The 22,794-nt window shown below is 44.8% G+C and carries 15 protein-coding genes and 1 pseudogene; 10 read left to right on the top strand and 6 right to left on the bottom strand.

The genetic code is table 11. From position 1 onward, the window contains the following. Window positions 1-12 precede the first annotated feature (12 nt). Window positions 13-2,250 carry a GumC family protein gene (locus tag QUA01_RS17215; RefSeq protein ID WP_333091209.1) on the top strand — a complete coding sequence of 746 codons (2,238 nt, stop codon included), beginning with the start codon at window positions 13-15 and terminating at the stop codon, window positions 2,248-2,250. Window positions 2,251-2,555: 305 nt separating this feature from the next. On the opposite strand, the gene QUA01_RS17210 is transcribed toward QUA01_RS17215, so the two are convergent. The 3 genes from QUA01_RS17210 to QUA01_RS17200 form a co-directional block, all read right to left on the bottom strand. After that, window positions 2,556-3,455: a S1 RNA-binding domain-containing protein gene (locus QUA01_RS17210; RefSeq protein WP_333091208.1), complete on the bottom strand. Its 900-nt coding sequence runs from the start codon at window positions 3,453-3,455 to the stop codon at window positions 2,556-2,558. Window positions 3,456-3,621: 166 nt separating this feature from the next. Beyond that, entirely contained in the window at window positions 3,622-4,368 is a 747-nt protein-coding gene (locus QUA01_RS17205) for a dienelactone hydrolase family protein (protein ID WP_333091205.1), read from the bottom strand. Between the two features lie 169 nt (window positions 4,369-4,537). After that, window positions 4,538-6,994: an ATP-dependent helicase gene (locus tag QUA01_RS17200; protein WP_333091203.1), complete on the bottom strand. Its 2,457-nt coding sequence runs from the start codon at window positions 6,992-6,994 to the stop codon at window positions 4,538-4,540. A 165-nt stretch (window positions 6,995-7,159) separates the two neighbouring features. On the opposite strand from QUA01_RS17200, the gene QUA01_RS17195 reads away from it, so the two are divergent. Then, window positions 7,160-8,176, top strand: coding sequence for a DUF4349 domain-containing protein (locus QUA01_RS17195; RefSeq protein ID WP_333091202.1), 1,017 nt, complete (start codon window positions 7,160-7,162; stop codon window positions 8,174-8,176). 445 nt (window positions 8,177-8,621) lie between these two features. Here QUA01_RS17195 and QUA01_RS17190 read toward each other — a convergent pair whose 3' ends face one another. Then, entirely contained in the window at window positions 8,622-9,716 is a 1,095-nt protein-coding gene (locus tag QUA01_RS17190; protein ID WP_333091201.1) for a RuBisCO accumulation factor 1, read from the bottom strand. A gap of 156 nt (window positions 9,717-9,872) precedes the next feature. On the opposite strand from QUA01_RS17190, the gene QUA01_RS17185 reads away from it, so the two are divergent. From QUA01_RS17185 to QUA01_RS17155, 7 genes are all read left to right on the top strand, one after another. Then, window positions 9,873-10,817 carry a response regulator gene (locus tag QUA01_RS17185; RefSeq protein ID WP_333091200.1) on the top strand — a complete coding sequence of 315 codons (945 nt, stop codon included), beginning with the start codon at window positions 9,873-9,875 and terminating at the stop codon, window positions 10,815-10,817. A gap of 288 nt (window positions 10,818-11,105) precedes the next feature. Continuing rightward, a complete protein-coding gene (gene ubiE, locus QUA01_RS17180; protein ID WP_333091199.1) occupies window positions 11,106-11,807 on the top strand; it encodes a bifunctional demethylmenaquinone methyltransferase/2-methoxy-6-polyprenyl-1,4-benzoquinol methylase UbiE in 702 nt (233 codons plus the stop codon). 143 nt (window positions 11,808-11,950) lie between these two features. Continuing rightward, window positions 11,951-13,183: a DUF445 domain-containing protein gene (locus QUA01_RS17175; RefSeq protein ID WP_194010015.1), complete on the top strand. Its 1,233-nt coding sequence runs from the start codon at window positions 11,951-11,953 to the stop codon at window positions 13,181-13,183. Between the two features lie 201 nt (window positions 13,184-13,384). Beyond that, window positions 13,385-13,690: a DUF3493 domain-containing protein gene (locus tag QUA01_RS17170; protein WP_333091197.1), complete on the top strand. Its 306-nt coding sequence runs from the start codon at window positions 13,385-13,387 to the stop codon at window positions 13,688-13,690. A gap of 452 nt (window positions 13,691-14,142) precedes the next feature. Continuing rightward, window positions 14,143-14,718 carry an alpha/beta hydrolase gene (locus QUA01_RS17165; RefSeq protein WP_333091196.1) on the top strand — a complete coding sequence of 192 codons (576 nt, stop codon included), beginning with the start codon at window positions 14,143-14,145 and terminating at the stop codon, window positions 14,716-14,718. A 616-nt stretch (window positions 14,719-15,334) separates the two neighbouring features. Further along, on the top strand, window positions 15,335-16,543 hold the full coding sequence (locus QUA01_RS17160; RefSeq protein WP_333091194.1) for a DegT/DnrJ/EryC1/StrS family aminotransferase: 1,209 nt from the start codon (window positions 15,335-15,337) through the stop codon (window positions 16,541-16,543). A gap of 497 nt (window positions 16,544-17,040) precedes the next feature. Continuing rightward, window positions 17,041-18,168, top strand: coding sequence for a glycosyltransferase family 4 protein (locus QUA01_RS17155; RefSeq protein ID WP_333091192.1), 1,128 nt, complete (start codon window positions 17,041-17,043; stop codon window positions 18,166-18,168). A gap of 109 nt (window positions 18,169-18,277) precedes the next feature. Here the strand turns inward: QUA01_RS17155 and QUA01_RS17150 are convergent. Together QUA01_RS17150 and QUA01_RS17145 are read right to left on the bottom strand one after the other, a co-directional pair. Then, window positions 18,278-18,997, bottom strand: a pseudogene (locus QUA01_RS17150) (IS1 family transposase). 151 nt (window positions 18,998-19,148) lie between these two features. Continuing rightward, on the bottom strand, window positions 19,149-22,028 hold the full coding sequence (locus QUA01_RS17145; RefSeq protein ID WP_333091191.1) for a CBS domain-containing protein: 2,880 nt from the start codon (window positions 22,026-22,028) through the stop codon (window positions 19,149-19,151). Window positions 22,029-22,587: 559 nt separating this feature from the next. Between QUA01_RS17145 and psbZ the strand changes: the two genes are divergently transcribed. Continuing rightward, the gene (gene psbZ / locus QUA01_RS17140; RefSeq protein WP_333091190.1) at window positions 22,588-22,779 is read left to right on the top strand and encodes a photosystem II reaction center protein PsbZ; all 192 of its coding nucleotides are present in this window, start codon (window positions 22,588-22,590) and stop codon (window positions 22,777-22,779) included. The last annotated feature ends 15 nt before the right edge of the window (window positions 22,780-22,794 follow it).

Genomic DNA, 22,794 nt, shown 5'->3' with positions numbered 1-22,794 from the left:
AACATTTGTCTTATGGATAAAAAACTGTTTTCTTCCATCAAGAATGACCTTAATGCTCAATATCTGTCTGTCCCCTCCGCTAATTACCTAGCTGGTACCCCAGAAGAGGATGACCAAGTCCTTGATATGAATTGGGTAATAGCTGTCGTCAAGCGTCGTCTTATGGTGATGACCATAGTAGCTGCTAGTATAGCTACTTTGAGCGGTAGTTTCATTATCTGGAATGCCAAAAAGATTGTTTCTGATTACGAAGGAAAATTTACTGTTTTAGTAGAACCTCTTACGACGGACGATCGGCTATCAAAGCTCTTAGTCCAAGCTCAAAATAATAGTTTAGGTATAACAGACTTGAACAAAATCAAATCATCAGCGGAAGACGGTTCCTCAGTGGATTATCAAAGTTTGACGCGGGTTTTGAAAACTGCAGAAGTGCTAATGCCATTAATTAATAAATTACAAAAAAGATATCCAAATATTGAATATAAAACTCTCAAAAATCGCTTAACTATCGAACGTGTGACTTTCTTGCGAGATGGAAAGCAGGGGGGTACTAAACTCCTAGATATTAGATACCGCGATCCAAACCCCAAGCGCATAAAATATGTGCTGGAAGAAATGGCCAAATATTACGTAGAATATATGGGCCAAGAGCGTTTAAGAGTTGGCAAACAAAGTATAGATTTTATTGCTAAACAAATATCACCCCTCCAGCAGAAAGTAGATAACTTGCAACAAGAATTACAAGTATTAAGAGTTAAGTATAACTTTAATCAACCAGAACTACGCAGCCGCAGCCTATCAGATCAACTAGATAGTTTAGCTAATCGTCGCCTCGAAGTACAAGCACAACTAGCAGAAAGTAGGCAGCAATATGAAAGCTATAAAAAAATATCTTTAACGGGCGATAATCGCTGGATTGTTGATGTTAGACCAAAGTCTTATGAAAGTTTAATGAGCAAAGTAAATGAAATAGAGTCGCAATTAGCTTTAAGCTCTACTCAATTTTATGAAAATAGCCTTCCCATTCAATCTTTGCGGGAAAAACAGCAAAGTTTGCGCGATTTAATGCAAAAAGAAGCTGAGTCTGTCCTCCTTCAGATGAAATCACAACTAGAACAGTTGGAAGCTCGCGAGCGATTGATAACTAATAGCCAAAATTCACTGCAAGCAAAAATCACTCAAATGCCCCAAGCTCAACGTGGCTATGATGACATACAATTAAAACTAGAACTAGCTAAAGATACTCTCAAACTGTTCCTAGAAAAACAAAAAACCTTACAACTAGATGCTGGTCAAATTGATGGCTCTTGGCAAATTATATCTAAACCACAGTTACTCACGGAAGACAATGGCGATCTCCATGTAGTCATACCAAAACCAACCAAGCGCCACTTAGCTATAGCGATCGTGATTAGTAGTTTACTAGGTATTGCTGTAGGTTTCTTAGTAGAAGTTTTAAATACTGTTTTCCATACTCCCGAAGAAATTAAATCCTTAGCTAAACGTCCCCTTTTGGGAGTTATCCCGATCGCCAAAGCAATGAAAATTAAATCTCGTAGGAGGCAAAGGATATCAAGTAAGTTCACTAGCGTAAATTCAACAACTCACAGCGCAGGTTTAAGACAAATAATAATGTCTAATGATAAGGATTTTCCTTTAATTGAGGCATTTCATTACTTATATGCAAATATTCAGTTATTAAATGCTGAAGATCCGATAAGTTCTTTAACTATCACTTCGACTGCTAAAGGTGAGGGTAAATCCACTGTAGCAGTTTATTTAGCTAAAACTGCTTCTGCTGTAGGTAAGCGAGTATTATTAGTAGATGCTAATATGCGTTTCCCTCAACTGCACACATACCTTGGCATATCAAATATGAGAGGTTTAAGTGATGCTTTGACTTCTGATTTAAGTTTAAATGAGGCTATTCAGCGATTACCTGACGATGAGAATCTTTTTGTCCTCACTGCTGGTACTATTCCCCCAGATCAAATTAAATTACTTTCTTCAAAAAAAATGCACTATTTAATGGAGCAGTTCCTGGTATTATTTGATTTAGTAATTTACGATACGCCACCTTTAATTGGTTTAGCTGATGGTCATTTAGTAGCTTCTCAAACTAATGGTACAGTGCTGATAGTAAAAATAGAAAAGACCGATAGAGACATGGTAAGCAAAGCTTTAGATCAACTAAATGCAGCCGATATTAAAGTATTTGGAGTAGTAGCTAATGGGGTTAAGGGAAGATAAATGAGAGCCCCGACTGCTTTAAAAAGTGGGGTGATAAGCAGGGCTGATTCATTCTACAAAAAATGATAATTTTGTAGGGTCGTGTCCCGTGCCGACCCTCTTCACCGACGATTTGTCCTCATTTCATGGGCTGGAGTAACCACGGGGTGATTACCCCTACAAGAGAATAAATCAGTCCTGGGGTAGTAAGCTGTCGCCCATTTAAATTGCATATTCGGGACGCTGCTCAGAGCAACATCCCACTAATGGTTTGATTGATTCTTGACACACAATTTAAATGGAGAACAGCTTAATTATATTAAGACCTAAGAAAGAGTCTTTCTAGCACGTTCCGATCGCTCTTCTGCGGTATCCATCACATCAGCCATTTTATCCACCATTTCCCCTGGATAATTTTCCAGTACCCGAGTGGAAAGGGAAATCCGCCCGCGACCTTCGTCGAGGTCAACTACCAGCGCCTTTATAGGTTGACCGGGAGCAAAAACCTGTGCCAGGTTATCAATATATTTTTGGCTGATTTGCTTGATGTGGAGTAAACCGCTAACTCCTTCCAAGTCCACAAACACGCCAAAAGGCTTGAGGCTGCTAACTTTTCCTTCCACTAACTGACCGATTTGCAACTGACTGAAGGCGATCGATTGAGCGGCCATCCGCTGGGAAAGTACGAGTTTGTCTCGATCGCGATCCACTTCCAAAAAATTCACCGTCAAAGATTGACCAATTAACGATTCTATGTTATCGCGTTGAGCTAAGTGCGATCGGGGAATAAAACCGCGCATTCCCTCAACGTCCACCGTCACCCCGCCCTTATTCGCGCCAGAAACCCGCACCTGAAGCACTTTACCGGTTTCCTGCAATGCAACTAAATCTTCCCAAGCTTGCTGAACTTGTAACTGTTTCAGAGACAGAGTAACTTGGCCGTCTGCGTCTTGTTCCCGGATAATTAAAAAGTCCTGTTCCTCGTTTAGCGGAACCACTTCCGACAAATCCGTTACCGTTCTCAAAGCAGCCTCTGCGATCGGCAAAAAAGCCGAAGACTTGCCACCGATATCAACATACGCACCGTTTGAGTCGTACTCGAACACTTTGCCGCGCACGACTTGTCCCTTTTGGAACTCGTAATTGTGCTGTTCGAGGGCTTTAGCAAAATCATCCATTGAAAAAGATGCTTTTGCGCTTTGAGAACCTGTAGATTTGGAATTCATGTCAGTTTATTTATCAGTTGTCAGTTGTCAGTTGTCAGTTGTCAGTTGACAGTTGTCAGTTGTCAGTTGTCAGTTGTCAAAATATATTGAAGGAAGAAGGAAGATGTTCCCCCACTCTCCCACTCTCCTATTCTCCCACTCTCCCCATCTCCCCATCTTCCACTCTCTAAACAGGTTGAAGTTCCTGTTGAAATAGGTGCTTGACTTGCACCCACGACTCAGCTGCGGCGGTAGCGTCGAAACTGCCGCGATGGTCGCAGAAAAAGCCATGATCCGCATTGTACTGGAAAATTTGGTGAGGAATTCTGTGTTTTTCCAATTCGGCGGCGATTTGGTCAACTTGTTCTTTGGGAATACTGGGGTCTTGAGTGCCAAAAAAGGCGTAGAGAGTGCCTTTAATGTCGGCTGTACGGGCGATCGTCCGAGTATCGCCACCGGGGGTATTCGTAGCGATACCAGCGCCGTAGAAAGACGCTGTAGCCTTGATTTCGGGCAAAGTAGCGGCAAGGTAGGCTACGTGTCCGCCGAAGCAGAAACCGATGCAGCCAAAACCTTGTTGTTTGACGAAGGGTAAAGTTTTGAGGTAATCGATGGTGGCTTGAATGTCACTGAGGAGTTCGGATGCGGTAGTTTGTTCTTTGTATTCTCTGCCGATTTTGATATCTTCCGGCGCGTAACCGGTTTCAAAGTTGGGGGCTTGGCGCTGGTAGATGGCCGGGGCGATCGCCACATATCCTTCCTTTGCTATTCTGTCAGTAACTTCGCGGATGTGCGAGTTAACACCAAAGATTTCTTGAATCACAATAACTGCGGGAAATTCGCCGGAGGTGGCGGGTTGGGCTAGGTAAGCGGCAATTTGTAAATCTTTGTTAGGAATTGTGACGTTAGCTGTGCGAATTTCTGGGTTGGCCATAGTGAGTTTGAGTGCAATTATATTTCATTTGTGAATGAGATTTTTTTTAAAACGAACCGCGAAGGCGCTAAGAACACAAAGGAAGAAAGAGAAGTTTTTTTGGGCGCAAGTCTTTTTTTTATTCTCTTCGCGTCCTTTGCGTCTTCGCGGTTCGTTTCAAAAATCTATTTTACAACATCACATTCCCAGGAAATCTCTGTTTCAAAACTGGCATCACCGGACAAGGTTTTTGAGTTTGCAAATTCTCTGGTTTGTTCCAAGTAAAAGGCCCTTTATTCTCCGCCGCCATCCACAGCAAACTTTTTGCCCTAGTCATTGCTACGTAAAGCAATCTAAACTCTTCTGCTGTTTTCAAATAACCTGCTTGTTCCCATGCTTCACCGAGATTTGGTAAAGGATATTTTTCGTGCAAACTCGCTCTAATTTTTGCTCTCGCTACCTCTGCTAAGGTGAAATCTCCTAAAAATCTAGTTTGTGGCAAAACTCGCAAACTTCCGGGGATAGTTTGTTCGTGCAGAAATGGCAAAAATACACAATCCCAATCTAAGCCTTTAGCTTTGTGCATGGTAATAATTGTGAGTTGACCTTTGCTGGTATAACGTTCTTCTATTTTGTCGTCTGCATCTACAGGTTCAAATCTTTCGGAACTGACAATTTCGCTCAGTACGTCTAATATATTGTGCATTGAATTGTTGCCGGCGGTTTGGATTGCTACTCGTTCTGCTAATTTGTCGGCTGTGGCTAATTCTGTTTGGTCGTATTGCAGCGCTAAGGCTAAAAATGAGATAATTTGGTATGGTGGTAATTCTAAGCGTGCTTGCAGTAAACTGCAGCAAAAATAGCGACATTTCTGCACGGGATCTGACTGCTGCGGGTCTAGGGGGCCTGGGTAGAGGAATTGTTCGGGGCTTGTGGTAAAGGCATTGTAGTCTTGTTTGGGGATGAGTTGCCGATCGCTCAAAATCTTTAAGGCTGCTTTCAGATAATCTGGTGAGTGCGGGCGATCGAGAAATTGCAGCAATGTTAAGATTTCCCAAGGTACTTGAGAATGTCTGTCGCGTTCTCCCACATCCTCAATTTTAATTCCGTATTTACGCAAATCAAAGCTTAATCCGTGTTTTTGCGGATTTTCTAGAACTTCTTTGATAAACTTGCCTTGTTTGTTTTCCCGCACCAAAACTGCCATTGATTTGAGATGTTCTAAGGGCAATTTAGGGCTATTCTCTGCATCCCTTGCTTCACCGCCTGATTCGATATTTTGGTCAGGGTTTACCCATTCAAAATCCGCAGGCAAAAATTGCTCAACTAACTCAATTACCCGCTTACCAATTAATTCAACACTATGGTAAATATCCCTGGGAGTACACAATTCTAAACCGCGCCCAATGGGATCGGGATTGGCATTTTGTTGGGGGTCATCGCTGGGAACTGTTTGAATAATTTGGTTGCGAAAAGGCTGTTCGGTTCCGGCTAATTCCGAGCGATTTACCCATTGCAACATAAAATTAGCTGCATCTATAATTACCTGGCTGCTGCGACCTGCACCGTCCATTGTCGCTAACTTATTTTCAACTTCGCACTCGTCACAAAAATTGTTAAAATAAATCGGGTCTGCGGGAGTGAATGTAGAATTAATCGCTTGATTTGGATCGCCAACTCTGATAAAATTTGGAGGGGAGTTACGATTGTCTGGATCTTGAGCTAATGTTTGCAAAAGTTCAGTCTGCAAAGGTGTTGAATCCTGGGCTTCGTCCTCGAAAACGGCAAATACTTGCTTTTGCTCGATCGCCTTTGCTCCCGGATTGTCCAACACTCGCAAAGCTGCTAAAATCATTTCGTCGTAATCGATAAATTCTCGACTCCTCAACAAAACCTGATATTTTTGATATAAACCGCCAGCTACGGCTAAAATTCCATAGGCGTCGTCTGAATCTAAAGCGCTCATTTCTAACAACTCTTGGGGAGACAAACCAGAAGATTTTGCCTCGTGAATCACAGTTTTAGCTAACTGCGGCAAAATCTCCGTTCGCAAAACCGATTGTCGCCGCAGCCTCTCTGTTTCCTCTCCATCAAATTGCTGTCCTTCTAGCAAAATTTGATATCGGCGGGGATTTTCTGCGATCCAAAGTTCTACACAAGTGCGAATTAAGCGGTGACTTTGAGTCGGAGTCACTAAGGTAGAATTTTCTAAATTTAAACCCGATAAATCGGGATGGCGCATGGCAATGTTTAAAGCTAAACCGTGCAATGTGTGTACTGCAAAACCGCCTTGAGATAAAGACAATTCTCCTAATCTTTGGCGAATTTTAGCTTTAATATTAGCAGCAGCCGATCGCGTAAATGTCACCACAATTAACTGGCGGCGGTTGTGAAGCCGATGGCGGGCGATCGCAATTGCGGACGCAGCGGCCATTCCCGTAGACTTCCCGGCCCCTGGAACGGCGGAAACGGCAAGGGGGCCGCCTGTCCAATCTGCCATCTCGTGCTGCCCCTTACGCAGGCTGTCACGAATTTTACCGCAAGCTGCAGCCAAAAAAGCCGCCGGCTCTAACTCGGAGAAAGCGCTGTCAGGGCGATCGAGCTCAGTAGTCGATCGGCTAAAATCAGAATCAAATTCATCAGTCATTATTACATCCGCGTTTATCTGCGTTCATCTGCGGTTAAAAATCTAAAAATCTTCAACCCCAACCGTTTCCATTTTTGTATCGGCTAAACTAACACCATCTATCCGAGCTTAAATTAAAACCAGCATAAAATTCAATACCGAAACCTGTTTACAGGAAAAACCCTAATGAAAACTCAACTCAAAACCAATTCCCGGCCGCACCAGCCCCACCCAAACCAACCCAACAACAGCACAACTCGTTTTGCTGTGGCGGCATTTTTAACTTTATCTTCAGCTATTGCTTTACCGAGTTGTGCCGCAAATTCGCCCTCCAGCGCTGGAGGTAGCGCGGATTCATCCAGCAGTCGCGAAAACCAAATTGTCGCATCTGCACCCCAACAGGCGCCCGCCCCAGTCACAAGACAAGGCGCACAGCCAAAAACTTCTGCTGTATCCAAAACAGCACCTCCAGAAACTCCAGCAACTACTCCCCAACTGATTAAAAAAGCCGAGCTCAGTGTCGTTGTCAAATCAATTGACACTAGCACTAAATCTGTTACCGAGATTGTGAAAAAGCAGCAAGGCGATATCTTGGGTTTCCAAAACCAAAAGCCACCGGATTCTAGTATCCGCCCAACCGCAACGTTGGAGATTCGAGTACCTCAAGCAAAGTTAGAAACTACTTTAGATGCTTTAGCAAAACTCGGAAGCGTACAGAATCGAGGGCTTACGGCTGAGGATGTTACTACTCAATTAGTTGATAATGACGCTAGGCTGCGGAATCTTCGCAAATCGGAAGAAGTTGTGTTAAAAATTATGGAGCGATCTGGTTCTGTGGGGGATGTGTTGAAAGCTGCTCAAGAGTTGAGCAATATTCGGGAGTCGATCGAGCGGATTGATGCTGAGTTAAAAAGTTTGCGGAATCAAGTAGCTTATTCGACAATTAGTTTAACTTTAGAAGCCGCAGTCTCGGCTCAGCAAGATCCCGAACCTTCTCTCGGTTTGCGGGCGCAGGAAACTTGGGGGAAAGCGACTCATTCTGTGGGCGAATTGACGCTCGGTTTGTTTGCTTTGGGTATTTGGATGTTGGCTTACAGTCCTTATTTTCTGCTAATTGCTGCTGCGGTTTACGGTGTTGTTCGATTTAAGAAACAGCATTCGGCTGCGAAGATTTCTGAAGGGAAACCGCCTACTGTAAATTAGTTATTTGTTATTTGTTATTTGTTATTTGTTAGTTGTTAGTTGTTAGTTGTTATTTGTTAGTTGTCATTAGTCATTAGTGCTGTCGCCTCCGAGCTTTCCGTACAATGTCATCAGGAAAATGGAAGAAGTTTGTAGGGTGTGTCGTTTGCAGACCAGATTTGGAACAAATCGACAATCGGTAGCGACGCACCAAACGCCGAAATGTTGCGATAGATAGGACTTGATATCCTTCCTAATTTAAAATGGCCAATGGTAGAAGGTGCGTCGCGCGGAGATTGCCGATTGGCTCCAAATATCGTCTGCAAGCGACACACCCTACTGCTACTAATGACAACTAACAACTGAGGGCCCGCACGCACCATCCACCGCCCCTACCAACTAACAACTACCAACTAACAACTAACAACTAACAACTAACAACTAACAACTGACAACTAACAACTGACTAATCGTCTATTTGCCATCCATCTTTGGTATAATCTTCATCCAGAATCTTCTTCGGTCTCATCACGAGCACGACTCGTCCCAAAATCGACAACTGCGGGGATGTTTCAAACCATTGCAATTCTAAATTGCCTGCGTTGTCGGTGAGGAAATAACTCTCAGCATCCCACTGTCTTTGGGCCCGATCGGCAATAATCAAAACTTCTTCAACTTTACCTTGCAGCGGTACCGGCAATCGATCGCTCATTTCCAAAATCGCCACTGGATCTTCGGCTTTCAAAATTACCTGCCATCCGGGAATCGCCACCCAAGCTCCGGCTCCGGCAAATTTTACCATTCGGAACGGCTCGATTTCCTCCGGTAAAGGCACTGCTATCAAATCTGACGCAGTAAGCGGCAATTTGCCGGCAACCGGGACAATCCGGGGCAGTTGTTCCTCAGAATCGACTCTGTAGGTAGGTAAGCGGGGCGCTTCGCGTCTCGGAACTACGGTAAAATCTACGAGCAATTGCTCGATTTGCCCCCTAGCTGTTTGGCTGCTAGCTAATTTTAAGCCGCGAGCAATTAAGCGCGATCGCTCTTGCAAATCGCTTTTCTGTCTCGCCAACTGCCAGCACTGGTATGCTACAGCATCCCCTGGAGTGTCTGTGAACCCCTGCGGGAGACTCCCGAAGTGCGAAAACTCCTTCATGGCTTTGGCAACTTGACGAGCATCGTCAACATCCAAATTGTGGGCTAGGATCAAAGCTGCTGCTCCGGCTCGCTCTGTCTGAGACAAAATCCGAAATTCGTATAAAATATCACTTCCTTTGCGTAGAAAGTGCGATCGAACTTCTTCCGAACCGCCAGCGTTGACCATGCTGGTGTAAACTTGGGCTGCGACGCTGACTTGATTTTGCTGAATTGGCTCAAAACCAGTTGCTTCAAAAATCTTCTGAGAGCTCCAGCCTGCTTGCTGCAAGGCGGTGCAGGCTTGTCCCCACTCTACCCAAGTGCCTTCCTTGCGGCGGAGCGATCGAATTAACTTTTCGACATCCACAGCATTAGTGGAGGGTGCAGGTGCAGAAGGCAAGGAATCTTGAGGTGTATCAGTCATAATTTAATCAAAAACCAGTGCTAATTTATGTGTGATTCGATATCAGCAAGCATCGTGTCGCGGCAGAGCGATCGATTGATAGTAAGGGAAGTATGAGACTATTGTTACAGAATAGTTGCTCGCCTAAATTTACCAAGGGGAGTTTATCGTATTGTTATGGATAATGCCATTCCAGAGCTCGATCAAATTAAACGCCAGCTCATGACCCTACACCGACCGAAAAAACCCAAAATGTTGGTAGTAGACGATGAACCAGACAATCTGGATTTACTCTACCGCACTTTCCGACGAGATTTTAACGTACTCAAAGCTGATAGCGGGATTCGCGCCTTGGAAGTCCTCGGTATCGAGGGCGAGGTCGCCGTCATCATTTCCGACCAGCGGATGCCTGAAATGAAGGGAACAGAGTTTCTCAGCAAGACCGTACCACAGTTTCCGAATACCGTCAGAATTATTTTGACGGGTTTTACTGACATTGAAGACTTAGTGGATGCAATTAACTCTGGACAGGTTTACAAGTATATCACCAAGCCTTGGGACCCTAACGAATTGAAAATGGTGGTGCAAAAAGCTGCCGAGACTTATGAAGTTCTCAAGCAGCGGACTGAGGAATTGCACCGCGCCCAAAATCAAATACAACTGTTAGCAACAATCATGCAGGCGGCTGTGGATTATGCGAATTTGGAACTTAGTTTAGAACCAATGGCTACTGCTGTTAGCGATAATTTTTTGGCGGATGTTTGCATTTTGCAAATGTTGGAAGAAAGTGTTTTAATGCCAGTCCAAGGCACTCACACCAGCGGACAAACTGTGGAAAATTGGCTGGCTGATGACCCTCTGGTGGGAGAGGCAATTTCCTCTCAAACTATTCAGGGTGCTGTTAATATTGCCAGCGACGCAGCCCTAGCTAGTCTGCCGCACTATCAAAAATCTGGCGTTCAAGCTCACTTGATCGTGCCGGTGATTCACAAAGGTCGATCGCTCGCCCTGATGTCCCTCCAGTGGAAACAACCTTGTTCCCTGCGCCCCGACGAACTCACAACAGTTCACCTCGCCGCTCAAGAAGTTGCTTTGGTACTGACGAGTTTTCAAGGTGGTTAGTCATTGGTCTTTGGTTATGGGTTATTAGTCATTGAGTCATTAGTCATTAGTCATTAGTCATTAGTCATTAGTCATTGGTCATTGGTCATTAGTCATTGGTTATTGGTTAGTTGCTACCAATTCCCAATTCCCAATTCCCAATTCCCAATTCCCAATTCCCAATTCCCAATTCCCAAATAACAAACAACCAATAACAAACAAAAAACAACCACTAACAAACAACCAATAACAAATAACAAATAACCAATGACTAATAACCAATGACTAATAACCAATGACTAATAACCAATGACTAATAACGCCGAACAAATTAAAAATATCTTTAACCGAATTGCACCAGTTTACAACCAAATGAACGACTGGTTGAGCTTGGGGCAGCACCGGATTTGGAAGCAAATGGCGGTGAATTGGAGCAGTGCGGGCCCGGGAAATACTTGTTTGGACTTGTGCTGCGGTAGCGGGGATTTAGCTTTGCTGCTGGCCAAACAAGCAGGGCCTACCGGCTGTGTGTTTGGAGTAGATTTTTCCGCCGAACAATTGGCTGTTGCGGCTTTGCGCGATCGACCTTTGCTTACCCCTACAAGTCCCATAACCTGGATAGAAGCTGACGCCCTAGACTTGCCTTTTACCGACAATTACTTTGACTGCGCCACAATGGGTTACGGCTTGCGTAACGTGACGGACATCCCCCGCAGCCTTCAAGAATTGCACCGCGTGCTCAAACCGGGCGCAAAAGCGGCGATTCTTGACCTCCACCGCCCCAGTAATTCCCTCATGCGGAGCTTTCAGCAGTTTTATCTCGACAGTCTCGTGGTGCCAATTGCTCAGCAATTTGGGATGACTCAAGAATATGCCTACATTAATCCTAGTTTAGAAAAATTCCCGATCGGTCAGCAGCAAGTCGCGATCGCCCGCGAAGCCGGATTTGCCCGGGCCACCCACTATCCCATTGCTGGAGCTATGATGGGAGTATTGGTATTAGTCAGTTGACTGTTAACTGTTGACTGTTAACTGTTGACTGTTAACTAATGACTACCAACTACCAACTACCGACTACTGACTGCTGACTGCTGACTGCTGACTGCTGACTGCTGACTACTGACTACTGACTAATTCCCAATTCCCAATTATTGATGAACCAGTCTGACATTTGGCTGTTGTTTGCTCCGCCTGTAGTGGGAGGCATTATTGGCTATTTTACTAACGACATAGCCATCAAAATGCTGTTTCGCCCCTATCGAGCTATTTATATCAAAGGGCGGCAATTGCCTTTCACTCCCGGCTTGATCCCCCGCAACCAAGAACGCTTGGCCAAGCGAATTTCTGACACAATTATGGGTTCGCTGCTGACACCACAAGAATTGCAAAATTTGGCGCGCCGCCTTTTGCAAACCGAGCGGATGCAGTCGATAATTCTCTGGCTGCTGCAGTTGGCGCTGGATCAGGTAAAAGCAGATGCAGAACAAAAAACATCTAAAATTCTCGCTAACATTCTGCGAGATTTGCTGGGAGAATCTGTGCCGCGAATTCTCAAAGTTTTGGCGCGCCGGGAAGATTTTTTAGAAGCTCAGCTAAATCAAATTTTTGACCAAGTTTTGCTAGAAATTCAGCTAACAGAAGCTCAGGCGGCTCAGTTGGCTGATTGGCTGTTGCAGGTAGTAATACCGCCGGAAGTGCTGCGGCAGGCTTTAATTGACTTTTTGACCGATCGCAATATTTCGATTATCGATGAAGGGTTTAGAGAAAAAACCAGCGGCACTTATTGGGTTGTTGCCAATTTGTTTGGTTTGCGGAACACTTTAACTCGGCTGCGGACTTTTTGTCTCGACGACAGAGAAGCAACAAATAAGCGGTTAGCAGAGTTAACAGTTTCTTTGGGAATTCGCGGGCGACTTCAGGAATGGCTGCAAAATTTGTCAATGCAAAACTTACCGGTTTCCACTGTAAGACAGTTGCGAAAAACAATGCGCGACAGCGTTCGCACCTACGTTCAACAGCGGGGTACAGAGGTACTTGATGGGTTGAGCAAATCTATTGACTGGGAAAATATTTCGCGGTTGATTCTGAATCGATTGCAAACTTCAGCGGTAATGAGCGCTTCGCTTGAAATTGTCAGCAAAGAACTAGCTTTGGTTTTAGATCGTTATTTAGAGCGGGATTTAGAAAAAATTGTAGCTCAGGCTATCCCGATTTTAAATATCGACCAGGTGATTGTCGATCGAGTAAAAGGCACTTCTCCCGAAGAATTAGAGCTAGCAATTCAGGGAATTGTCAAAAGTGAGTTGCAGGGAATTGTAAATTTAGGGGGCATTTTAGGTGTTTTTGTCGGCTGTTTGCAGACAGTCATACTTTTGCTGCAGCGATGATTTCTCTCGGCAGTTGTGAGATATTTAGTTGTAATATGATATCGAGCGCAGAATTTGCACGCACAGTAGACTTGCATTGCATTCCTACGTTTCCTCAGCATCAAATTATCTGCGTTTGTCTTTGTTGCATCTGCCTTTCGCCTGCGGTTAGTCGATCGGTTATTTTTGACCCAATCCCTAATTTACTTATTTTCTAAATCTATGCCACTTCCCAATTCGGACGATCGCACCGCCCCCAAAAACCCCCGCAACCTCAGCCGCCAACAATACGAGCGTTTAACCGCAGAAATAGCCACTCCCTACCGGCCTCTGCGACAGTTGGTCTACGTAGCTTGTGGCGCTTCGGGCTTTATCGGCGGTCTGGTTTTCCTCGCTCAAATTGCCTCTGGCCGGGAAATAGGCTCTGCTTTGCCAAATTTTGCCCTCCAAGTCGGAGTCGTCGCTCTGATGGTCTTCCTGTTTCGCCTAGAGCAACGCGCCGAAGCCCGATCGCCCAAGTCGAAGTAACAAAAATTTACCAATCGACACAAAAATATATTTAAGGTAAAGAAAAGTTAGAATAATAAAGAAATTATTACGAAATCCTGGTTTGCGATCGATCCCTGTCATGATTAAAGGGTGGGTTCAATTGGGGTCAGCACATTTAAAGACCCTAATCATAAGCCGCTGTTACTTCGTTCAATTGGGGTCAGCTTTGATAAAGACCCTAAATATATAAAACAAATTTCAGCCCAGCGCCAGCCTTCATTCATAGAAAAGCTGGCGTTTGGCATTTGGGGCAGTAGGGCGCGCGCCAAGCCAAGCACAGTTCCCCAAAAATAATGCCACAGCAGGAAAGCTGCAAATCCTGGTTATCGTCTGTCATCCCAATCCCGAATCCCCAATCCCCAAATCTAAAATCTAAAATCTAATCAGATGTGTCAAAGTCTAATTAGAAAAAGTTGTTGGGAGATTTTACTATGAGCAGGTCATTTTACAAAGTGCGGTGGACGCTATTTTTAGCTGCCGGTGCGGGAATTGTATTTTACAGCAGTGCGGCGGCGGCGGCCGAAAAGGTAGTGCTCAAATACAGTGTGATCCGAATGACTTTACCAGTCAGCGAATTAGAAGTTTTTGCAGGAACTGGGAAAATGTCGCCCGGGTTAGAAATGCTGTTGTCCCAGGCAAAACAAGACCCGGAAGCGGTTCGCAGAAATCTTACCAGACCGGTCAAAGTCAATCAAAGGTTTTTGGATGGGACGCTTAACAGTAAGGTTGGGGAAATTATTCTCGATGAAGTGGGTCAGGTAATTCGGACTCCTTCTGGGAATGCAAATCGAGAAGCTTTGAAATCGGCTTTGGTGCTGTCTGCAACTAATGATAACGAGATTACGCTGCTGGAAGCAATGAGGAATTATCCGGCTGCAGAAGTTTATGTTGAGGGCGATCGTTTAGTTGAAGCTTACGGCAAACTTGTGGCTTTGTCAGAACAATTGGGCGGCGTTTCGGAACGGCTGCAAGACATTTTGAACAAGATTCGTCTGCCTCGATTGTAGGGGATTGTGTCAAGGATCGTTGATTTGTGCGATCGCACAATTTTTCGGAACCTGCATAAATTACACCAGACTCACATTTTATTTTTGCAAAATTTCCTGATTTTAACACCAGTCTAAAACAAGAATGCAGCGCTATACAAGCTCCCAACCCAACGGGAATCAGTTAGTCCCAAATCTCATATCGAAAAGCAGCCAATCTCACATGGTATAATTTTGCTCTTAAATCTATCCCTGGATAGATGTTATACAGTTAATAAAAAGTTGACAATAATGTTTCTTTTTGGGGTGTTTTGAGCAAAAAATGCGGCTGAGAGCTTCTGTATCTTCCATAAATAGAAATACGATCTGCTGGACATTACAGATTATGTGTTTTAAGATATGGAAATGCTGTCAGAATTAGGCACTTGCAAAAAAAATGACCAGTCATTAGTAAGCTAGTGCTATCACAGATAACATTACGCAACGCATTCCCCAAAACTTTTGACAAAAAAAAGTTAAAAACGGAAAGGGTGAGAGACTGGATTAATTAACAGCACCTCACATCCAAATAAAATCGTAAGTTCAGGGTAGTACACTTTCATTCCATCGACTCTATATACTGGCTAAAAATAGCAACATGAAAAACGATCCTATTCGTCCAAAAGACCGTTTCTTGGTGTTCGGCGCTCCGGCGATCGAAGATGCTGAAATTCAAGAAGTGGTGGCAACCATGAAAACAGGTTGGTTGGGTACCGGCCCGAAAGTCAGGCTTTTTCAAGACGAATTCAATGCTTACAAGGGTTCTCAGTACGCGGTTGCGGTTAATTCCTGTACGGCGGGACTGCACTTGAGCGTCCTCGCTGCTGGCTTGCAACCGGGGGATGAAGTCATTACTACTCCAATGACTTTTTGCGCTACAGTTAATGCGATTATTCACGCCGGAGCAACACCGGTACTGGCGGATGTAGATCCGGTGACAATGAATATTGACCCGGCTCAAGTCGAAGCTAAAATAACTCCCAAAACTAAGGCAATTTTGCCGGTTCACTTCGCCGGTCGTCCCTGCGATATGGATGCGCTTTGTTCCATTGCTAGCCATCACAATTTGAAGTTGATTGAAGACTGCGCTCACGCGATCGAAACACAGTACAAGGGACGGAAAGCAGGCACTTTTGGCGACTTCGGATGTTTCAGCTTTTATGTCACCAAAAACATCACGACGGGCGAAGGAGGTATGATTCTGGCTCGCGCTCAAGCAGACTCTGACAGGCTCAACATTTTAGCGCTGCACGGTATGAGCAAAGATGCTTGGAAGCGCTTCAGCGACTCGGGTTACAAGCACTACGAAGTGGTGGAAGTCGGCTTTAAATACAATATGATGGATCTGCAAGCTGCGATCGGCATTCATCAATTAAAACGAGTCACCCCTTATTGGCAGCGGCGGGAGCAGATTTGGCAGCGCTACAATGAAGCATTTGTAGATTTGCCGATTACTGTACCGGCGAACCCAGAACCGGATACGATTCACGCTTATCACCTGTACACAATTCTGGTAGATGAAGCCAAAACAGGTATCAGCCGCGACGAGTTTCTCAACGCTATTAATGCTGAAAATATTGGTGTCGGCGTACATTACATGAGTATGCCGGAACATCCTGTCTATCAAAAAATGTTTGGATGGCAGACTGCAGACTATCCGAATGCTAGCTACATTGGGCGGCATACAGTTAGCTTGCCGATTTCAGCTAAATTAACAGATGCAGATGTGGAAGATGTAATTGCTGGTGTTAAAAAATGTTTGGCCCTGGGCAAAGCTAAAAATCCTGTTTTAGCAACTGTCGGCTAAAGTCCTGAGATAGGATGATTGATTCTCTCCTTAAGAATTAAACATCCTAGTCCTGACTTTTGACTCCCGCTCTCAAATCAGGCTGCATTTAGATGATTAGCTTTCTTTGTAATTCGTAATTGGTCTGTAAACCTACCGAAAAAACAGAATACCCAGATCCCGGCGGTAGTTAAAAACATCGGGTATCTGGGAGGAGATAGCTTTTTAGCTTTAATTGGTTTACCTATAGGCTTTCGAGTTAAAAATGAGGTAATTTGTTGGGTTTGATCCATCTTTAGAGTTGTTATATAGCAATAGGGCAGCGTCTAATAACTTTATTTACAGTCATTTGCGAATCTAAGGTGTTATACATTTAAATTGTGCATCAAAAATCCATCAATATATTGTATGATGGGTACGCGAAACCGTTCCGAATATCCAATTTAAATACAAAATAGCTTATGTGAGAATAGCTATACTTCATTATCCTGATTCCTTGAGTAATATTGCTGATTAATATGTTAAAATTGAGTGCTTTATTCCCAATACATTCCCGAAACCGAGGAATTAGCGACGTATTTTTTTCAGTGTGCAAAGAATGGCAAGGCCCTGAATTGAAGGCTCGCATGGTTGTCCCGAGTTGCGATCGCGAATGTCGCGGCCCCAATGTAGTGGAAGCAATTCCTTCATTTCTGACAAAACTATATTACCGCAGCCCTAGTCTTCCCATAATCAAGACAGAGAAGCGTTTTCTCAAAGATTTCAAAGATTTTGATCTGGCATACTTGTGGCCTGGTATATCATTAGATTTTGTAAAGAGGGTTAACAACCAGAACAAGCCAATTGTTTTGGAGCGAGTTAATAGTTATCAAAGCGAATCTAAGAGAATCCTTGACGATGCTTACTCTCGCTTGGGGTTGGAACCTCAACACAACGTTACTCCAGAAAATATTCAGGATGAAAAGGAAAAACTCAAGCTAATTGATTTTCTGTTTTGTCCTAGTCCGATAGTAGCAAAATCGTTTCAAGAAGTCGGGGTTCCTGAAGAGAAACTACTGGTAACGACAGAAGGTTGGTGGCCCGATCGTTTCCCCAATTATCAATCTCAAAAACCGCCGCAGGATGAAGTTAACGTCCTTTTCCTAGGTTTTGCCTGCGTTCGCAAAGGGGTTCATTTGCTTTTGAAGGCTTGGGAGCTAGCTGGGATTAAGGGAACGCTGACAATTTTTGGAGCGATGGAGCCTGCGATCGCTCAAACTTGCAGTCATTGGCTGAAACGTCCTGATGTAGTTCAATTTGATTATGCTGTTGACTACAGTTTTGCCTATCGCAAAGCTGACTTTTTTGCCTTTCCCAGTCTTGAGGAAGGTAGCGCACTCGTCATCTATGAAGCAATGGGTCATGGTTTGCCGATTCTTACTTCGCCGATGGGAGGAGGCGGTGTGGTGCGTGATGGTATTGACGGCATAATTCTCGATCCCTACGATACGGATGCCTGGGTGGAGGGACTGCGAAAATTATCTAATTCTCCTGATTTGCGCGCTCAGATGGGAGCCTCCGCCCGCCAGCGAGCTTTGGAGTTGACTTGGCCCCAAGTTGCTGCTAGGCGCAAAGAGCAGATTCTGCAAAAAATGAAAATTAAATAACCCTTTACCTGGGTTCCCTTTAGATAAATCTGATGTAACAGAAATACTGTCCCCTGCAATTACTCCGAATTTGAAAGTGGCACTAACCTAGCTTTTTGGCGTTGCTGAATTAAGGTATGAATGCCCCGGTCATGGGAATATCGTCATATTTCAAGTAATGTATTAATAACTTAATAGAATTCTTGAGCATTTGCTCACATTTAGAATAACAAAGAGTCTGGGGATGTAGCCTAGCTAAATAATGTCTTAGTATTGTATTTTATCATTCTAAGGAGTGTCATCTAAGTCTTGCTAACAATCCGATATCCATCAGGAATAAACATGGGATATATAGACCATCCATCAGTTACATAAAAATAACATTTCCATGCACTTACTTTGTCCCATAATGCTTCAAATGTCTTAGTGCTACGATCCCCTAATACCAATCCTAAAATTCCTGGACTAAAGTCGTTAACCGCTGTCCAAAGCCAGATTTTGTCTATTTTTTGCATAATTTTGTAATTCATCGAGTTCACCAACTTCTGGAATTACTTCCGAATCATAAACATCTGGTAACAGTTTCCCGATTTATTTTACCAAATTTATTACCGTGGTATTATCAACTTTATTAACTCGTTCTATCGCCCGTAAACCTATGCCATTAACGTACATTTTTAGGCAATCACGTTTGATGGTTTAGCGCTTGACCTCGCTGGGCATACTCATTGATGAATTGACGACAACATTGGACACAAATGTGGTTCTGTTTTCCTTTTTTCTTGCCATTTTTACGGATATGAGTTGATGTACATTCGCTGGCGTTGCATAAATTATGCCTCCTATTCATACTCTAATATCAATTCCGGTTGCACTCCTCATGATGTTAACAGTCAACAGTCAACAGTCAACAGTTAACTGTTAACAGTCAACAGTCAACAGTCAACAGTGAATTTACTATTTTGATGAAGAGAGGATTTGATATAACTCAGCAACGCCCCCTAAGTTTGAGGATAATGTTGTGCTAAAAAAGCGATCGCACTAGCCCGATCGCCCAAATGGCCATCCAACAAAGCCGCCAACAAGTCATCTAACATCCGTTTAAATGCTGGCCCGGGCTTGTAACCCAAAGCCTTCAAGTCGTTACCGTTTAAAGGCGGCTCGACATTCGCCCATTTGGTGAGATATTCCAAAATCTGACGGCGGATACTGCGGGGACTTTGGAGGGCGATCGCAATTAATACCGGCAACTCATAATTCCTCAGTAGCAGCACCAATTGACTAGGTAACTTGCACTTCGGCAAATTTTCTGCTAATTCCTGATTTGCCGCTTCCAAATTTTGTAGCCGCTTGATACTGTCGGCAGGTAACAGAAGATTTGCAGCTACTTTACCCCGATATTCTGGTGCTAAATAAGCGATCGACACTTCGAGCCGCATCAGCCAATCAGGAATATTGATCATGGGGAATGGGGAATGGGGAATGGGGAAGGGGGAATTGTCTCTTCCCTCTTCCTTCTTCCCTCTTCCTTCTTCCCTCTTCCTTCTTCCCTCTTCCTTCTTCCTTCTTCCCTCTTCCTTCTTCCTTCCATTCAAACATCGATCGAGCAAACGCAGCCGCCGCCACAAATTTCGATCCAACTCCAAAGTAGGATGAATACAGCGCAAAGCCTGCAAATCTCCCAACATTTGCAGAGCAAGCTTCCAGTAAGGAGCTTGCAAAATGTACCTCAATTCACTTTTGAGGCGAGTTTCCAAAGCCGGAGTTCGGCCGCTTTCCCCTTGAATGCGGTAATAAATCCCGCTTTCGGTAGCGTGGCGGATGTATTCTTCAGTTTGCGGCTCGATCGCAAATCCCAACCGCACCGCAAACCTCACAGCCCGATAAATTCGCGTGGGATCTTCAATAAAACTGTTAGCGTGCAAAACTCGAATTTGGCGCGCTTTCAAGTCTAGTAAACCGCCAAAAAAATCTAACAATTCGCCACTACGAGGCTCTCCCAACCGCACAGCCAGCGCATTAATTGTAAAATCCCTGCGGTACAAATCTTGACGGATCGAACTAGCTTCAACTTCAGGATTTGCAGCCGGATAAGGATAAAATTCAGTACGAGCCGTAGCGATATCCAGCCACAGGGAGCCGAAAACAGAGTCTTTGTGCCACAATAGCGCGGCGGTTTTAAAATCACCGTGAACGTCCAAACGCGAGTCTGGGTATAGTTTTTGTAGCGATGAAGCTAACTCGACACCGGCACCGGAATCGTCGGCGCTGCGGTTTCCATCGACTACCAAATCAATGTCTGTTAGCGCCACTTTATCGTCCGTTGCTAAGAGTAAATCCCGCACTGCTCCGCCGACAATATAAAGTTGCCACCCGCGCTCTCTGGCAATATTGGCTGCGATCGACAATAACTGCCATAATTCTGGACTAATGCCCGATCGCAACAACTGTTCAACAGATTCGGGCAAGGGACAATAGGATAATTCAATATTATTTCCCCTGTCTCGCGTTTTTTGTTGGTGCAATTCCCGCAATACGTCGGTGCGAGTCACAATTCCCAGGAGTTCGCCGTTTTCCAATACTGGCAAACGCCCGATATCATATGTCACCATTAAAGCTTCAATTTCTGGCAGCAAGGTATCAGGGGCGATGGTTTTTAGCTGCGGAGTCATGTAACCCTTAGCCGGGGCGTGGCTGAAACCGTGGTGCAGGGCAATGTCAATGTCGCGGCGGGAAATAATGCCCGTCAGCCGATCGCCCGCATCGACCACAGGCAGCCCAGAATGCCCGTAACGTAGGAGGATGCGGTGAGCTTCTCCCACGGAGGTTTCCGGGCGAATGCTCCGCACTGGAGAGGACATTAACTCGCGGGCGGTGGGAGGGTGGGGAATTTGAGCTTTTAATTCATCAGCTAACTGATTTAAAATCAGCATGGGGTCAACATCGCGGGTGGCGAGGGATGCGGCGCTGGCGTGGCCTCCGCCGCCAAAAGGTTTGAACAGTTCGCTGAGGTTTGTGCCTTCGATGCGCGATCGACCGATAATAGCTAAGCGGTTGGAAACTGTCGGTTCAGCGATGTTGCGGTTGCTGTCGTTTTCGCTAAAGTTATAAACATTGCCTAAAAGTAGAGCATCGGTTTCAGTCAAATCGAGCAAGCGGGAAGCTAGGGAAGAAAGTCCGGGAACATAGTTGTCAGTAGATAGCAGCACCCAAGCTACTGTACAACCGTGCAAGGTTTCCGATCGCAAATTCTTGAGCGATTCTTGCATCAAATCCTGCAATTGAGGAGACAAACCGGGTTCTACATACTCAGCGATGACCCCCAAACTCGCTCCCTGTTCCATCAACCACGCCAAAGCCATTGCATCTCGCGCCGTTGCGCCCTCAAAGGTGAGGGAACCAGTATCGACGTGGATACCCAGGGCCATGACTGTGGCTTCTGAAGGTAGCAGGCGGGATGCTGTGTCGCCGTTTTCTGTTGAATTATTGAGCTTTTCCCGCAGTTTTTCGACAATTAATGTAGTGGTTGCTCCGACTGCTTCTATCTGGGTGAGTGTGGCGGGTATGTCTAAATCGGCTTGCAGGTGGTGGTCGAAAACGGCTATTTGCTTGATATGTGGCAAGTCTAGCCATTCGGCGGCTTTTCCCAAACGATCGCGCTGGGAGGAGTCTACTATACTAATCGATCGAATTTGTGACGGATTGACCGATCGGCGTTCGATCAGCGGATACTCGTCGCGGTGTAGCGCCAAAAAATCCCGCACTGTGGGGTGACACCCCCCCGTCAGCACAATTCTGGTACCTGGGTGCAGCACGCAAAGTCCCACCGCCGCGCCCAAGCTGTCAAAATCTGCCGTTGTGTGGCACAAAACTAAGTCCATAGCCGAAAATTCCCCTTCTCTCACTCCCACAGTAGCAATTTCTCGCGCTCTGATACGCGATCGGGCGATCGGGCTTTCACTCTTGGTTTCAGCTTAGCCCGAAAAGCCGCCAGGAATTGAATGTCCCCTCTTATAGCGAAAGTCCTCAACCGAGGACTTCAGCTTTGAGACAGGGACTTCACTCCCTCTCCGAATGCGGGTTTGGCCTAGTTGTTGACACCGCCTGGGACTGTAACTTAACCTTTCCAGTTTTCTGTGGAGTAGCGAACAATGATAAAATTAGTCAAAATCTCAAGAGTCGCTGACTCAACCGACAATTTCTCGATCGACCATCAGGATACTGTCATTCGATTTTAGATTTTAGATTTTAGATTTTAGATTTACTCCACGGATAAATCTGCGAGCTTAAATTTTTATCTGAAATCTTGAGATATCCACTCAAAAGTGTCGGGGTACGATACCCGTTTTGGGCGGAATCAGAAACTATAATCTGGAATGTTTATCCAGATTATGGGCAACTATTTGTCAACAACGCACGGCTATATCGACAGGAGAAAAAATGTTATCAATTCTGTTTCAATTGGTTTTACTGGCTTTGGTACTGCTATCTTTTGTGATGGTAGTTGGCGTGCCGGTTGCCTATGCAACTCCCCAAAACTGGAATCAGTCTAAAACTCTGATTTATGCAGGTTCTGGTCTGTGGTTTTTGCTGGTTATTGCAGTGGGCGTTTTAAACTTTTTGGTGGTTTAATATCGTCCGAAGCGA

It is taken from the genome of Microcoleus sp. S36a_B3 (assembly GCF_036700745.1).
Lineage (GTDB): Bacteria > Cyanobacteriota > Cyanobacteriia > Cyanobacteriales > Microcoleaceae > Microcoleus.
Note: the sequence above shows the minus strand (reverse complement) of the source record. Positions and strands in the feature narration are given on the sequence as shown.

Coding starts and splice junctions, on each gene's coding strand:
- QUA01_RS17215 (WP_333091209.1), top strand. CDS start 13: ATGGATAAAAAACTGTTTTCTTCCATCAAGAATGACCTTAATGCTCAA.
- QUA01_RS17210 (WP_333091208.1), bottom strand. CDS start 3,455: ATGAATTCCAAATCTACAGGTTCTCAAAGCGCAAAAGCATCTTTTTCA.
- QUA01_RS17205 (WP_333091205.1), bottom strand. CDS start 4,368: ATGGCCAACCCAGAAATTCGCACAGCTAACGTCACAATTCCTAACAAA.
- QUA01_RS17200 (WP_333091203.1), bottom strand. CDS start 6,994: ATGACTGATGAATTTGATTCTGATTTTAGCCGATCGACTACTGAGCTC.
- QUA01_RS17195 (WP_333091202.1), top strand. CDS start 7,160: ATGAAAACTCAACTCAAAACCAATTCCCGGCCGCACCAGCCCCACCCA.
- QUA01_RS17190 (WP_333091201.1), bottom strand. CDS start 9,716: ATGACTGATACACCTCAAGATTCCTTGCCTTCTGCACCTGCACCCTCC.
- QUA01_RS17185 (WP_333091200.1), top strand. CDS start 9,873: ATGGATAATGCCATTCCAGAGCTCGATCAAATTAAACGCCAGCTCATG.
- ubiE (WP_333091199.1), top strand. CDS start 11,106: ATGACTAATAACGCCGAACAAATTAAAAATATCTTTAACCGAATTGCA.
- QUA01_RS17175 (WP_194010015.1), top strand. CDS start 11,951: ATGAACCAGTCTGACATTTGGCTGTTGTTTGCTCCGCCTGTAGTGGGA.
- QUA01_RS17170 (WP_333091197.1), top strand. CDS start 13,385: ATGCCACTTCCCAATTCGGACGATCGCACCGCCCCCAAAAACCCCCGC.
- QUA01_RS17165 (WP_333091196.1), top strand. CDS start 14,143: ATGAGCAGGTCATTTTACAAAGTGCGGTGGACGCTATTTTTAGCTGCC.
- QUA01_RS17160 (WP_333091194.1), top strand. CDS start 15,335: ATGAAAAACGATCCTATTCGTCCAAAAGACCGTTTCTTGGTGTTCGGC.
- QUA01_RS17155 (WP_333091192.1), top strand. CDS start 17,041: ATGTTAAAATTGAGTGCTTTATTCCCAATACATTCCCGAAACCGAGGA.
- QUA01_RS17145 (WP_333091191.1), bottom strand. CDS start 22,028: ATGGACTTAGTTTTGTGCCACACAACGGCAGATTTTGACAGCTTGGGC.
- psbZ (WP_333091190.1), top strand. CDS start 22,588: ATGTTATCAATTCTGTTTCAATTGGTTTTACTGGCTTTGGTACTGCTA.